The organism is Xanthomonas sp. NCPPB 2866 (genome assembly GCF_041475745.2).
GTDB lineage: Bacteria > Pseudomonadota > Gammaproteobacteria > Xanthomonadales > Xanthomonadaceae > Xanthomonas > Xanthomonas arboricola.
Map to the genome: position 1 here is coordinate 1,086,571 of NZ_CM192975.1, position 12,956 is coordinate 1,099,526.

A 12,956-nucleotide genomic window follows, 5' to 3' on the forward strand; every position below is an offset into this window, starting at 1 on the left:
CCTTACGCGGCATGGATGCCGCGTAAGAGCCTACATGGACGTACTTGCGGCGTGTCCTGCGATGGTGGGCCGGCAAGGGCCCTGCAGCAAACTCGCAGCGTCGAGGGCGCGGCGAGGACACCGCACCGGTTACCGGTTGCTCTGTCGAAAACCATGTACACCGACTATCTCGACTGGTCCTTGTCCGCTCACCGTCGCGGGACCTTACGCGGCATGGAAGCCGCGTAAGAGCCTACAAGGACGTACTTGCGGCGTGTCCTGCGATGGTGGGCGGGCAAGGACCCCGCCGCTAAGCCGCACAGCTCCCTGGATATCGCTGCGTCAGGAAAATAAAGCGCCAGCGCTAAGCAGGAGCGGCGTGACTTGCGCTGTGTACATGAAGCATCAGCTTCAACGGATGCCGAGTGGCAGCCGTTGCGAACGCGTCCGACTCAGCGCGCCGCCCACCACGCCAGGACCAGCGCGGCGGCATAGCACAGCAGGTCGAAACCGTTGTTGGCCAGTTGCAGCAGGGTCCAGGCCAGCCCGGTGCCCATCTTCTGTGCCGAGGTCCACGGGTCCAGGCCCAGTGCGCCACCCAGCTGCGCCGAGGCGATGCCCCAGTTGGCGCCGACGATGATCAGCGCGGTCGCCACGACCGCGATGCCGATGCGCAAGGGACCGGCGCCCAGCGTGCCCAGGCGCAGCATCCAGACGATTTCCAGCGCCACCAGCACCGCCATCCAGCCGGCCTGGTTGCCCAGCGCGAGCGCGATGAGCATCCAGGCGATCAGGGCGGTGACGCATCCCAGCAGCAGGAGCGGGGGCCAGAGCCAGTGGGCGGTTCTGGCGGACGCGGTGGTAGGCGGCATTGGAGCTCCTGACAGTGCGCACATGATAAAGCGCGCGCTGTACTTTGCGCGGTGATGGACGCGCCGATGGAATGCAGCGTCGTCGCCGGCTCCATCCCGCAACGGCAGCGGCCTTGCCGTGGTCGGCTAGAATGGCGGACTTGCGCGCATCCGCCGCGGCCCCATATCCAGCCCATGTACTCCCGTAGCAGCGAACCCGTCCAGTTCGAACGCGATTGCGATGCCGTCATGGTGCCGCAGGGCGATTCGGTGACCCTGCCCGCAGGCAGTTACGGCTATATCACCCAGGCGCTGGGTGGCAGCTACACGGTCTTTGTCGAAGGCAACCTGTTCCGCATTGCCGGCAAGGATGGCGATGCGATCGGCAAGGAGGCCCCGCCGGGGCTGGAATTGCCCGCCGATGCCAGCGACGAAGAGGTGGAGGCACTGGTGTGGCAGCAGCTGCGCACCTGCTTTGACCCCGAGATCCCGTTCAACATCGTCGATCTGGGTTTGGTCTACGAGGCGGTGGTCAGCCATCGCGAGGAAGACGATCAGCGCCGGGTGGACGTCAAGATGACCCTTACCGCGCCCGGTTGCGGCATGGGCGAGATCCTGGTCGACGACGTGCGCAGCAAGGTGGAGATGATTCCGACCATTGCCGAGGCCGACGTCGAGCTGGTCTTCGACCCGCCGTGGGGCCGGCATATGATGTCCGAAGCAGCCCGTCTCGAGACCGGCATGCTCTGACCGTCAGGCGCCATGTCCAAGAGGTGGCGCCGCGTCCTTTCGCCCGCCATACAGGAATCTTCCGGTGTCCGTGTCCTTCGCTTCCACCCGTTCCCCGTCGCCGCGCAGTGCCGACGAGCTGTCCGTGATCCTGGCCGCGCCCGGCTTCGGGCTGCATTTCACCGACCACATGGTCGCCATTTCCTGGACCAACGAGCTCGGTTGGCACGACGCGCAGGTACGCGCGTATGGCCCGCTGCAGCTGGATCCGGCCGCCTCGGTGCTGCATTACGGCCAGGAAATCTTCGAAGGCATCAAGGCCTACCGGCATGCCGACGGCTCGATCTGGACCTTCCGCCCGCAGGCCAATGGCGAGCGGCTGCAGCGCTCGGCGCGGCGGCTGGCGCTGCCGGAACTGCCGGTGGACCTGTTCGTCGAATCGCTGCGCCAGCTGGTGGCGGTGGATGCGAGCTGGGTGCCGTCGGCCCCGGAAACCAGCCTGTACTTCCGCCCGTTCATGATTGCCGACGAGGCGTTCCTGGGCGTGCGTGCGGCGCACAAGGCCTCGTACTACGTCATCGCAAGTCCCGCCGGTCCGTATTTCGCCAAGGGCGTGGCACCGGTGTCGATCTGGTTGTCCACCGAGTACGCACGTGCGGCCAAGGGCGGCACCGGTGCGGCCAAGTGCGGCGGCAACTATGCCGCCTCGCTGCTGCCGCAGCAGAAGGCCTATGCGCAAGGCTGCTCGCAGGTGCTGTTCCTGGACCCGGTGGAAGGCAAGTACATCGAAGAACTGGGCGGCATGAACGTGTTCCTGGTCTACAAGGACGGCACGCTGGTGACGCCGGAACTGTCCGGCAGCATCCTGGAAGGCATCACCCGCGACAGCATCCTGCAACTGGCACGTGATCGCGGCATGCAGGTGATCGAGCGCAAGGTCGCCATCGACGAGTGGAAGCAGGGCGTGGCGTCGGGCGAGATCACCGAGGTGTTCGCCTGCGGCACCGCTGCCGTGGTCACCCCGATCGGCGAGCTGAAAGGCGATGGCTTTGCGGTCGGCGATCTTTCCGCACCGGCCGGCGAGGTGACCATGTCGCTGCGCCAGGAGTTGACCGACATCCAGTACGGGCGCGTCCCGGACCGCCACGGTTGGCTGGTGCGTCTGTCCTGAGCCAGCGCATCGCGTCAAAGAAGGCCTCTGCGCGGTCGCGCAGGGGCCTTTTTTTTGGGGCAACGCAGCAGGTGTGTGCCAATTCCTGTCCGGATATGTCGTCAACTGGCTGAACGGTGCCGTACGGTGTCACAAATCTGATATTTAATTTTTCGAAAGTGCGAACTTCTTATTGTCCAGTCTGGTTGTAGTGCGGTAGGTTCGCTGAACGGATCGATAACAGGGGATCGGTCCGGGACCTCGGTGCTGACCTATGGAAGGCGGCACCGGCTACCACCGCTACGGCGGTTCTCTTTGATCTAGAAGGGAATTCGATGTCGAACGAGTCTTTCCGCAAGCGCCCCCGCGCACTGACCATCCTGAGCGCAGCTGCGCTGACCTCGTTGTTGCTGGCAACCCCGGCCTTTGCCGGCGAGGTGTATCTGGATGGCCTGGCCACCGCCCAAACCCACCAGAAATTCATCGTGACCTATAAGGACGGCAGCACCGCGCTGGCCAGTCCAACCGCGCTGAGCACCTCGCTGCGCACCGCCGCGCGCGCTGTTCCGGCCAAGGCCGGCAAGGCGTTGGGCCTGAACTCGGTGCGCCGCCTGGCGCTGGGACCGGAGCTGGTCAAGGCGGACCGTGCACTCGACCGTGCCGAAGCCGAGACCCTGATGCGCCAGCTGGCCTCCGACCCCAACGTGCAGAGCGTGGAAGTCGACCAGATCCTGCACGCCACGCTGACCCCGAACGACACCCGTCTGTCCGAGCAGTGGGCCTTCGGCACCACCAATGCCGGCCTCAATATCCGCCCGGCCTGGGACAAGGCCACCGGCGCCAATGTGGTGGTGGCGGTGATCGACACCGGCATCACCACCCATGCCGATCTCAACGCCAACATCCTGCCGGGCTACGACTTCATCAGCGATGCCGCCACGGCGCGCGATGGTAACGGGCGCGACAGCAATCCCGCCGACGAAGGCGACTGGTACGCCGCCAATGAATGCGGCTCCGGTATTCCCGCCGCCAACTCCAGCTGGCATGGCACCCATGTGGCCGGCACGGTGGCCGCAGTGACCAACAACACCACCGGCGTGGCGGGGACCGCCTACAACGCCAAGGTCGTGCCGGTGCGCGTACTCGGCAAGTGCGGCGGCTCGCTGTCGGATATCGCCGACGCCATCATCTGGGCCTCCGGCGGCAGCGTCAGCGGCGTGCCGGCCAACGCCAATCCGGCCGAAGTGATCAACATGTCGCTCGGCGGCGGCGGTACCTGCTCGACCACCATGCAGAATGCGATCAGCGGTGCGGTCTCGCGCGGCACCACGGTGGTGGTGGCGGCAGGCAACGATTCTGCCAACGTGTCCGGTTCGCTGCCGGCCAACTGCGCCAACGTGATCGCGGTGGCAGCCACCACCTCGGCCGGCGCCAAGGCCAGCTATTCCAACTTCGGCACCGGGATCGACGTGTCGGCGCCGGGCTCGGCGATCCTGTCCACGCTCAACAGCGGCACCACCACCCCGGGCAGCGCCAGCTACGCGTCCTACAACGGCACCTCGATGGCGGCGCCGCATGTGGCCGGCGTGGTCGCGCTGGTGCAGTCGGTCGCGCCGAGCGCACTCACCCCGGCCGCCGTGGAAACCCTGTTGAAGAACACCGCACGTGCGCTGCCGGGCGCCTGCTCGGGCGGCTGCGGCGCCGGCATCGTCAATGCCGATGCGGCGGTGACTGCCGCCATCAGTGGTAGCAATGGCGGCGGCGGTGGAGGTACCGGCAACACCCTGACCAACGGCACGCCGGTCACCGGACTGGGCGCAGCCACGGGTGCGGAACTGAACTACACCATCGCAGTGCCGGCCGGTAGCGGCACGCTGACCGTGGCGATCAGCGGCGGCAGCGGCGATGCAGACCTGTACGTGCGTGCCGGCAGTGCGCCGACCGACACCACCTACACCTGCCGTCCGTACCGCAGCGGCAATGCCGAGACCTGCAGCATCAGCGCGCCGTCTGGCACTTACTACGTGCGCCTCAAGGCGTACAGCACGTTCTCCGGCGTGACCTTGCGCGCCAGCTACTGAGGCACGTCGGCACTGCCTGGCCCCGGCCAGGCAGTGCCGATCCAATCCGCTGCACCCCATCAGCGACCTATTGCCACGTCTGCCGCATCGGCAGGCGCCGGCTGTGTGTTGCCGCTCGACCGGAATGGACATCGGTCAGTCGTCTCGCCGGGCGCCCGCGCCCGTGCACTGCCTGACCCGATCCGCAGCACGTGGAGCCGGTTCGGCCATCTCGCCGCAATTGCGGTACCTCTCAATTAAGGAACGATCGATGTCCAATGTGTCGCAACGTCGTGCGCCCACGCGCGCGCTGGTGGTTCTAGGTGTGTCCGCGCTGACTTCGCTGCTGGCAGTGCCGGCGTTTGCTGGTCAGGTCAATCTTTCCGGGCTGGATTCGCAGCCCACCCTGGACCGCTTCATCGTCAAGTACAGGGACGGTTCCAGCGCCGCGGTGAGCCCGACCTCGCTGCGCGCATCGCTCAATTCGGTCGCCACCGCCGTGCCGGCACGCGCCGGCCGTGCGCTGGGCCTGAATCACGTGCGTCGCACCGCGCTGGGGTCGGAGGTGCTCAAGACTGACCGTGGCCTGGACCGTGCCGAGGCCGAGACGCTGATGCGCCGGATCGCCGCCGACCCGAGCGTGGAGTACGTGGAAGTCGATCAGATCATGTACCCGACGCTGACCCCCAACGACACCCGTCTGTCCGAGCAGTGGGGCTTCGGCACCACCGCCTCGAGCATCAACGTGCGTCCGGCCTGGGATACCGCTACCGGCACCGGCGTGGTGGTGGCAGTGATCGACACCGGCATCACCAGCCACCCGGACCTCAACGCCAACGTACTGCCGGGCTACGACTTCATCAGCGACGCGGCGCGTGCGCGTGACAACAATGGCCGCGACAACAACCCGGCCGACCAGGGCGACTGGCGCGCAGCCAACCAATGCGGCTCCGGCGTGGCAGCGGCCAACTCCAGCTGGCACGGCACCCATGTGGCCGGCACCATTGCCGCGGTCACCAACAACAGCACCGGCGTGGCGGGGACCGCATTCAATGCGCGCATCGTGCCGGTGCGTGCGCTGGGCCTGTGCGGCGGCACCACCTCCGACATTGCCGACGCAATCGTGTGGGCATCCGGCGGCACCGTCTCCGGCGTGCCGGCCAATGCCAATCCGGCCGAAGTGATCAACATGTCGCTGGGCGGCAACGGCACCTGCTCGAGCACCTACCAGAACGCCATCAATGGCGCGGTATCGCGCGGCACCACGGTGGTGGTGGCGGCCGGCAACAGCAATGCCAACGTGGCCAACTTCACCCCGGCCAGCTGCGCCAACGTGATCTCGGTGGCGTCGATTACCTCGGCCGGTGCGCGTTCGAGCTTCTCCAACTTCGGCAGCACCATCGACATTTCCGGCCCGGGCTCGGCGATCCTGTCCACGCTCAACAGCGGCACCACCACCCCGGGCAGCGCCAGCTACGCCTCCTACAACGGTACGTCGATGGCGGCACCGCACGTGGCCGGCGTGGTGGCGCTGGTGCAGTCGGCGGCCAGCCGTCCGCTGACTCCGGCGGCGGTGGAAACGTTGTTGAAGAACACCGCGCGTCCGCTGCCGGGCGCCTGCTCGGGCGGCTGCGGTGCCGGCATCGTCAACGCGGCCGGTGCGGTCAGCCAGACCCCGTAAGACGCCTCGCGGTGCCAGCGGCCGTGCCGTTGGCACCGTGTCGTCCTGCGTGATGCGCCCGACCGTGTCAGGTCGGACATCTCCCACTGCCCCGCCGATGCGGGGCAGTGCCGTTTGCGGCGGCGCACGAGCGGGGCGGCATGGCTCCGGCAGCTGGTCAGCGCCGCAACTGGCTTAACCGGCGCTGTGGCTTGCTCGGTCTTGCCGGTGCACCAGGCTCAGGTCCGTGTCTGGGCGGTCGATAGCCTGGGCAGGTCGGCAACGACGCCAGTCGGCGCGCCCCACCACCAGGTGCGCATCCGCGCACCCCGGTCTGCACCACGACATCCTTGGGAGGGGTCGATCCATGCGTTATTTACCGTTCAAGGGGCTGCGCCATGTCGCGCTGGCCTGTGCACTGCTATGCGGCACTGCGCCTGCATTCGCTGGCGACGTCAGCCTGCAGGGGCTGGGGTCGGCATCGGCCCATCAGCGTTTCATCGTCAGCTACAAGGACAGCAGCGCCGGCAACCGTGGGCGCCTGAGTGGCTCGTTGCGCGAGATCGCCCGTGCGGTGCCGGCGCGGCGCGGGCGGGCGCTCGGCCTGTCGTCGTCGCGCTGGCTCGGGGTCGGGCCGCAATTGCTGGTGGCCGATCGCGCGCTGGACCGGGTCGATGCGGAAACCCTGATGCGTCGTCTGGCGGCCGACCCGGCGGTCAAGCGGGTGGAAGTGGACATGCTGCTGCGCCCGATGCTGGTGCCCAACGACAGCCGCCTGTCCGAGCAATGGGCGCTGGGGACCACCAGCGCCGGCATCAACGTGCGCCCGGCCTGGGACAAGGCCACCGGCAAGGGCGCGGTGGTGGCGGTGATCGATACCGGCGTGACCGCGCATCCGGAGCTGTCGGCCAATGTGCTGGCCGGCTATGACTTCATCAGCGATGCCTTCATTGCCCGCGACGGCAACGCGCGCGACACCGATGCCGCCGATCCGGGCGACTGGGCCGCGGCCAACGAGTGCGGCAGCGGCGCAAGCGCGTCCAGTTCCAGCTGGCATGGCACCCATGTGGCCGGCATCGTCGCGGCCGCCGCCAACAATGGCGCCGGCACCGCGGGCGTGGCGTTCAATGCAAAGGTGCTGCCGGTGCGCGTGCTGGGCCGTTGCGGCGGCTACCTGTCCGACATCGCCGATGCGATCGTGTGGGCCTCCGGCGGCACGGTGTCCGGCGTGCCGGCCAATCCGACCCCGGCCAGGGTGATCAACCTGTCGCTGGGCGGCATCGGTTCCTGTTCCACCACCTTGAGCAATGCGATCGCCAGCGTGGTGTCGCGCGGCACCAGCGTGGTGGTGGCTGCCGGCAACAGCAATATCGACGTATCCAAAAGCGTGCCGGCCAATTGCCCGAATGTGATCGCGGTGGCGGCGACCACCTCGGCCGGGGCCAAGGCCAGCTTTTCCAACTTCGGCCAGGGCGTGGATATCGCCGCGCCGGGGCAGGCGATTCTGTCCACGCTCAACAGCGGCAGCGCGGCGGTGGGCACCCCAGGTTACGCGGTCTACAGCGGCACCTCGATGGCGGCGCCGCATGTGGCTGGCGTGGTGGCATTGATGCAGTCGGTGGCGCTCAATCCGCTCAGTGCGGCCAGCGTCGAAGCGATGCTCAAGAGCACGGCGCGTGCATTGCCGGTGGCGTGTCCGCAGGGGTGTGGGGCAGGGTTGGTCAACGCCGATGGTGCGGTGGCTGCGGTGATCGCCTCGACCACTCTGACCAGCAATGCAGCACGCAACGGCCTGGCTGCAGCCACCGGTGGCTCGCTGTATTACCAGGTCAACGTGCCCGCAGGCACGCGCAGCCTGCGGGTGGCGCTCAGCGGTGGCAGCGGCAATGCCGATCTGTCGCTGCGTGCCGGTGCATTGCCGAGCGATACCGCCTACAACTGCCGCACTGCGGTGGTGGGCAATGCCGACAGCTGCACGCTGAGCGCGCCCGCGCCAGGGGTGTATTACGTGCGGCTCAAGGCCACGCTGGCGTTTTCGGCGGTCACGCTGGTGGCCACGTACTGAGCGTGCCCGGAGTCCTGCGCCGGTGGGGTGCAGGACTTCGGTCTTCCTTGGGGCGTGATCTTGCATCGGCCATGTGACGCCGGCGAACCCATCACGCCGCAGCGGAGGTGCGTGATCGCTGCCGCGAACCGGAGCCACCTTTGGATTTCCAGATGCCGGCTTGCGTCAGCCGGCCACGCGGCGCGGTGTCTCGCCGCGGCTAGTCGCAAACACTGCAGGGCCGCGCCTTCAATGCGGCAACGATGCCATCGCCCGGCAATTCCAGCAGCAAGCCGCGTTGCCCGGCGTTGATCCACAGCGACGGGGCATCCAGTGCACTGGCTTCGATCAGGACCGGCGCCTGGCGTTGCTGCCCCAGCGGGCTGATGCCGCCGACCTTGTAGCCGGTGCGACGCTCGGCATCGGCCACCTCCATGATGCGCGCCGACTTGCCGTTGCAGGCACTGGCCAGTTTCTTCAGCGACACCCGGCGATCGCACGGGATCACCACGCACACCGCCTGGTCGTCGACCCAGGCCATCAATGTTTTCAGCACCGTGTGCGGCGCCAGTCCCAGGGCGTTCGCCGCCTGCACGCCCTTCGCGTCGGCATCGGCCTGGTAGGCGTAGGGGTGCAACACATAGGCCACGCCGGCGGCATCCAATGCCTTGGTCGCGCGGGTGGCCTTGCTCATGGCGTCAGAGCGATTCGAAGCGGTTGGCGGCGACGTTCTTGCGCACCTTTTCCGGATTCCAGATGCGCCCGTTCATGGCGATGTACACGCCCGCCGGCAGCGACTGCACCGCGCCGACCGCGCAGCCGATGTTGAACTCGGCATCGGAGCCGCGAAAGCGCGCCGGATTGAGCGCGCCGGTCATCACGATGGTCTTGTCTGCGATCGACTGCAGCACCTTGCCGGTTTCCACCATCGAGTCGGTGCCGTGGGTGATCAGCACGTGGCGGGTCGGCTGGGCGGCGATGGTGGCGCGCACCAGTTCGCGGTCGGCATCGGTGATGTGCAGCGAATCCTTGCGGATGATCGGAATCACCGAGAAGCGGAAGGTCACGCCCAGCTCCTTGAGGATCTGGCCGATCTGCGGGTCGCCGATCTGGTAGTCCGATTTGTCGTCGAAGTAGATCTTGTCGATCGTGCCACCGGTGGTGACGATCAGGAGGTCTTCCATTGCTGCGGGTCCTTCAAACGGGCGCGGTGCAGGCCGCGCGAGGGCCGTCATGATACGACCCCGGCGCGGGTGCTGCCCAAGCGGGTCAACGTGGAGGGCGCTTGCGGCCGAAGCGCGCCGCCATGCCGGGGCCGCCCACCAATGCCACCACCAGCAGGGCCAGCAGTACTTCCAGCCAGGCCAGCCCACGTGCCTGCGGCTGGCTCCAGGCGGCCATCACGCCGTGACTGAACCAGCCCAGCGCGAACACGCCGGCCCAGAAACGCGCACGTGCGCTGCGCAGCGCCAGCGCGGCCATCAGCGCTGGCGGCAGTGCGAACACCAGCAGCGCCGCGGTGCGGTGGCGGTCGTCGTGAAACCAGCTCACGAACAGCACCGTCAGCGCGATCAGCGCGGCAGTCAGCAGCCAGTGCGTGGCACGCACGCTCATGGGCTGGCCAGGCGCCGGGCGATATCGGCCACCCGGCGACCCAGCGCACGCGCCAGCAGCGCTTCGTCCTCGCTCGGTTGCGGGTCGCCGCCGGCGCCGGAGACATGGCTGGCGCCATAGGGCGTGCCGCCGCTGGTGGTATGGCTGAGCGCCGGCTCGGTGAACGGGATGCCGACGATCAGGCAGCCGTGGTGCAGCAGCGGCAGGTGCATCGACAGCAAGGTGGATTCCTGGCCGCCGTGCATCGAGGCGGTGGAAGTGAACACGCCTGCCGGCTTGCCGGCCAGGGTGCCGCTGGCCCACTCGGCGCCCAGGCCGTCGAGGAAATGCTTCATCGGCGCGGCCATGTTGCCGAAGCGGGTCGGGCTGCCCAGCAGCAAGCCGCTGCATTCGGCCAGATCGGCCTTGTCCACGTACGGCGCGCCCTCGTCCGGCACCGGCGGGGCGCTGGTTTGGGTCACCGCCGCCACCGGCGGTACCGTGCGCAGCCGCGCGCCCATGCCCGGCACTTCGCCGATGCCGCGCGCGATCTGCCGCGCCAGCCGCGCCACCGAACCGCCACGGCTGTAATACAGCACCAGAATCTCCGCCATCGCGCATCTACCGCCTGTGTGAGTTGCCGCAGTATCGGCCAAGCCACCGCCTGCCTGCACGCCGCAGTTGCGGCAAGGCCGCGATGACGGCGCATCGGGTACCCTTGCGCGATGTTGCGCGTGAACAAAATCCACCAATGGAAAGAACGGCTGCGCGACCGCGCGCGGACGGTCAGCTTCGGGCGCTTCCTATGGCGCCGCTTTCTCGATGACCGCCTGTTCCAGGCGGCCGCCTCGCTCGCCTACACCACGGTATTTGCGCTGGTGCCGCTGGCGATCGTGGTGTTCGGGGTGCTGTCGGCGTTCCCGGCCTTCAACGAGTGGAAGGACGCGCTGACCGACTTCATCTTCAACAACTTCGTGCCCGGTGCGGCGCGCTCGGTGCAGAACTACCTCAATCGTTCGCTGGAGGATCTGGGCAAGTTCACCGTGGCCGGTATGGTCGCGCTGGTGGCCTCGCTGCTGATTACCCTGCATAGCATCGAGCAGACCTTCAACAGCATCTGGCGGGTGGCCGCCGCACGGCCGAAGGTGACACGCTTCCTGATCTACTGGACGGTGCTGACCCTGGGCACGATGCTGGCCGCCGCCTCGATGGCGATGGCCGCCTACGTGTTCGCGCTGCCGCTGTTCCGCACCACCGAAGGCCAGTGGCTGGCCGAATTCGCCTGGCGGCTGGCGCCGATGGCGGTGGAATTCGTCTGCATCGTGCTGATCTACCGCGTGGTGCCGCAGCATGGGGTACGCCTGCGGCATGCGCTGCCGGGCGCGTTGCTGGCGGTGATCCTGATGGAAATCGTCAAATGGGGCTTCGGCTTCTATCTGGGCAATTTCCAGACCTACCAGCGCATTTACGGTGCGCTGTCGGCGCTGCCGATCCTGCTGTTGTGGATCTACCTGAGCTGGGTCTCGGTGCTGCTGGGCGCCTCGCTGGCCTCCTCGATGGCGGCATTCCGCTACCAGCCCGAAGCGATGCGGCTGCCGCCGGGTTTCGAGATCTATGGCCTGCTGCGCCTGCTCGGCCGCTTCCGCCAGGCACGCATCCACGGCAACGGCCTGGATGAAGACCGCATCCTGGCGCTGGAGCCGATGCTCACCGACACGCTGATGCAGGAGTTGCTGTGCGAACTCAAACGCATCCGCCTGTTGCGCCGCGACGAGCGCGGCCAATGGCTGCTGGCGCGCGACCTGGACGTGGTGCCGCTGGCCGAACTCTACGAAAGCTGCCAGCTGCGCGTGCCGATCGAAGACCGCCCCCTGCCGTGCCGCGACGATGCCTACGGCCAGGCCGCTGCCGCTGCGCTTGAACAACTGCGCCAACCCTTGCGCAGCGTGCTGGCGCAACCGGTCGGCGACCTCTACACCCACCTTCCCGGAGACCTCCCATGACCGTGCGCCTTGTGCGCGGCGCCTGTGCGCTGCTGTTGCCGCTGTTGCTGCTGACCGCCTGCAAGCCCACCGGCGAGGGCACGCCCGCCGCTGGCGGTGCAGCGCCGGCGACCACCGCACAGACGCCGCAAAAGCCGGCCGCTCCCGCCGACCCGGCCAGCCCAACCGACACCTCGGTGGTGCAGCAGACCGCCGAGATGCCCAAGCTGTCGCTGCCGACCGTGACCGGCGAGGCCTACGACCTGGCCGCGCATCGCGGCAAGTGGGTGGTGGTCAATTTCTGGGCCACCTGGTGCGCGCCGTGCCTGAAGGAAATGCCCGAGCTGTCGGCGCTGCACACCATGCGCGACACCGTCGAAGTGGTGGGCCTGGCCTATGAAGACATCAGCAGCGCCGATATGCAGGCGTTCCTGAAGGACCACCCGGTGTCATACCCGATCGCCATCCTCGACCCGTACCAGCCGCCGCAGGACTTCGCCACGCCGCGCGGCTTGCCGATGACGTATCTGATCGGGCCGGACGGCAAGGTGGCCAAGCAGTTCCTCGGCCCGGTGACTGCACGCGACATCGAGACGGCGGTGGGCATCACCGGCAAGGCCGGCTGATGCAGGCGGCGCGCTTTACCGTCACCGGCGTGGTGCAGGGCGTGTGGTTCCGCGCCTCCACCCGCGAGCGTGCGGTTGCGCTGGGCCTGCGTGGGCATGCGCGCAACCAGCCCGACGGCAGTGTGGAGGTGGTCGCTGCCGGGCCCGCCGTCGCGCTGGATGCGCTGGAATCCTGGTTATGGCAAGGCCCGCCGGCGGCCAGGGTCGCGGCGGTGACCCGCACGCCCTGCGCGCCGCCGCCGACTGAAGAATTTGTAACTGGCTGAGTCGCTGCCAGTCGAG

The 12,956-nt window shown here is 67.8% G+C and carries 13 protein-coding genes; 8 read left to right on the forward strand and 5 right to left on the reverse strand.

The window, feature by feature from the left end:
* Positions 1-431: 431 nt before the first annotated feature.
* The gene (locus ACCQ04_RS04610) at positions 432-851 is read right to left on the reverse strand and encodes a hypothetical protein (RefSeq protein WP_024940819.1); all 420 of its coding nucleotides are present in this window, start codon (positions 849-851) and stop codon (positions 432-434) included.
* A 174-nt stretch (positions 852-1,025) separates the two neighbouring features.
* On the opposite strand from ACCQ04_RS04610, the gene sufT reads away from it, so the two are divergent.
* From sufT to ACCQ04_RS04635, 5 genes are all read left to right on the forward strand, one after another.
* Positions 1,026-1,580, forward strand: coding sequence for a putative Fe-S cluster assembly protein SufT (sufT, locus tag ACCQ04_RS04615; protein WP_016900709.1), 555 nt, complete (start codon positions 1,026-1,028; stop codon positions 1,578-1,580).
* Between the two features lie 64 nt (positions 1,581-1,644).
* Complete coding sequence (locus tag ACCQ04_RS04620; protein WP_039523741.1) at positions 1,645-2,730, forward strand: branched-chain amino acid aminotransferase; 1,086 nt, start codon at positions 1,645-1,647, stop codon at positions 2,728-2,730.
* Between the two features lie 314 nt (positions 2,731-3,044).
* Positions 3,045-4,790 carry a S8 family peptidase gene (locus tag ACCQ04_RS04625; protein ID WP_024938591.1) on the forward strand — a complete coding sequence of 582 codons (1,746 nt, stop codon included), beginning with the start codon at positions 3,045-3,047 and terminating at the stop codon, positions 4,788-4,790.
* A 250-nt stretch (positions 4,791-5,040) separates the two neighbouring features.
* Positions 5,041-6,450, forward strand: a complete 1,410-nt coding sequence (locus ACCQ04_RS04630; protein WP_102252730.1) for a S8 family peptidase — start codon at positions 5,041-5,043, stop codon at positions 6,448-6,450.
* A gap of 346 nt (positions 6,451-6,796) precedes the next feature.
* The gene (locus ACCQ04_RS04635; RefSeq protein ID WP_372358696.1) at positions 6,797-8,494 is read left to right on the forward strand and encodes a S8 family peptidase; all 1,698 of its coding nucleotides are present in this window, start codon (positions 6,797-6,799) and stop codon (positions 8,492-8,494) included.
* A 199-nt stretch (positions 8,495-8,693) separates the two neighbouring features.
* Here ACCQ04_RS04635 and ybaK read toward each other — a convergent pair whose 3' ends face one another.
* The 4 genes from ybaK to wrbA all read right to left on the reverse strand — a co-directional run bounded on the left by ybaK (position 8,694) and on the right by wrbA (position 10,740).
* Entirely contained in the window at positions 8,694-9,167 is a 474-nt protein-coding gene (gene ybaK / locus ACCQ04_RS04640) for a Cys-tRNA(Pro) deacylase (RefSeq protein ID WP_226426760.1), read from the reverse strand.
* A 4-nt stretch (positions 9,168-9,171) separates the two neighbouring features.
* Positions 9,172-9,657 carry an asparaginase domain-containing protein gene (locus tag ACCQ04_RS04645; RefSeq protein ID WP_016900703.1) on the reverse strand — a complete coding sequence of 162 codons (486 nt, stop codon included), beginning with the start codon at positions 9,655-9,657 and terminating at the stop codon, positions 9,172-9,174.
* Between the two features lie 85 nt (positions 9,658-9,742).
* Positions 9,743-10,087, reverse strand: coding sequence for a DUF2069 domain-containing protein (locus ACCQ04_RS04650; RefSeq protein WP_047128204.1), 345 nt, complete (start codon positions 10,085-10,087; stop codon positions 9,743-9,745).
* Complete coding sequence (gene wrbA, locus ACCQ04_RS04655; RefSeq protein WP_024938586.1) at positions 10,084-10,740, reverse strand: NAD(P)H:quinone oxidoreductase; 657 nt, start codon at positions 10,738-10,740, stop codon at positions 10,084-10,086. The genes ACCQ04_RS04650 and wrbA overlap by 4 nt, the downstream gene beginning before the upstream one ends.
* 51 nt (positions 10,741-10,791) lie before the next feature.
* Here wrbA and ACCQ04_RS04660 point away from each other — a divergent pair, with 51 nt between their 5' ends.
* From ACCQ04_RS04660 to ACCQ04_RS04670, 3 genes are read left to right on the forward strand one after another with little or no spacing between them, the layout of a single operon-like run.
* Entirely contained in the window at positions 10,792-12,069 is a 1,278-nt protein-coding gene (locus ACCQ04_RS04660) for a YihY family inner membrane protein (RefSeq protein WP_024938585.1), read from the forward strand.
* Positions 12,066-12,674 carry a TlpA family protein disulfide reductase gene (locus tag ACCQ04_RS04665; RefSeq protein WP_024938584.1) on the forward strand — a complete coding sequence of 203 codons (609 nt, stop codon included), beginning with the start codon at positions 12,066-12,068 and terminating at the stop codon, positions 12,672-12,674. Before ACCQ04_RS04660 ends, ACCQ04_RS04665 begins: the two co-directional genes overlap by 4 nt.
* Positions 12,674-12,940 carry an acylphosphatase gene (locus ACCQ04_RS04670; RefSeq protein ID WP_102581937.1) on the forward strand — a complete coding sequence of 89 codons (267 nt, stop codon included), beginning with the start codon at positions 12,674-12,676 and terminating at the stop codon, positions 12,938-12,940. Before ACCQ04_RS04665 ends, ACCQ04_RS04670 begins: the two co-directional genes overlap by 1 nt.
* Positions 12,941-12,956: the final 16 nt, after the last annotated feature.

Coding starts and splice junctions, on each gene's coding strand:
- ACCQ04_RS04635 (WP_372358696.1), top strand. CDS start 6,797: ATGCGTTATTTACCGTTCAAGGGGCTGCGCCATGTCGCGCTGGCCTGT.
- ybaK (WP_226426760.1), bottom strand. CDS start 9,167: ATGAGCAAGGCCACCCGCGCGACCAAGGCATTGGATGCCGCCGGCGTG.
- ACCQ04_RS04645 (WP_016900703.1), bottom strand. CDS start 9,657: ATGGAAGACCTCCTGATCGTCACCACCGGTGGCACGATCGACAAGATC.
- ACCQ04_RS04665 (WP_024938584.1), top strand. CDS start 12,066: ATGACCGTGCGCCTTGTGCGCGGCGCCTGTGCGCTGCTGTTGCCGCTG.
- ACCQ04_RS04660 (WP_024938585.1), top strand. CDS start 10,792: ATGTTGCGCGTGAACAAAATCCACCAATGGAAAGAACGGCTGCGCGAC.
- sufT (WP_016900709.1), top strand. CDS start 1,026: ATGTACTCCCGTAGCAGCGAACCCGTCCAGTTCGAACGCGATTGCGAT.
- ACCQ04_RS04610 (WP_024940819.1), bottom strand. CDS start 851: ATGCCGCCTACCACCGCGTCCGCCAGAACCGCCCACTGGCTCTGGCCC.
- ACCQ04_RS04625 (WP_024938591.1), top strand. CDS start 3,045: ATGTCGAACGAGTCTTTCCGCAAGCGCCCCCGCGCACTGACCATCCTG.
- ACCQ04_RS04650 (WP_047128204.1), bottom strand. CDS start 10,087: ATGAGCGTGCGTGCCACGCACTGGCTGCTGACTGCCGCGCTGATCGCG.
- ACCQ04_RS04630 (WP_102252730.1), top strand. CDS start 5,041: ATGTCCAATGTGTCGCAACGTCGTGCGCCCACGCGCGCGCTGGTGGTT.
- ACCQ04_RS04670 (WP_102581937.1), top strand. CDS start 12,674: ATGCAGGCGGCGCGCTTTACCGTCACCGGCGTGGTGCAGGGCGTGTGG.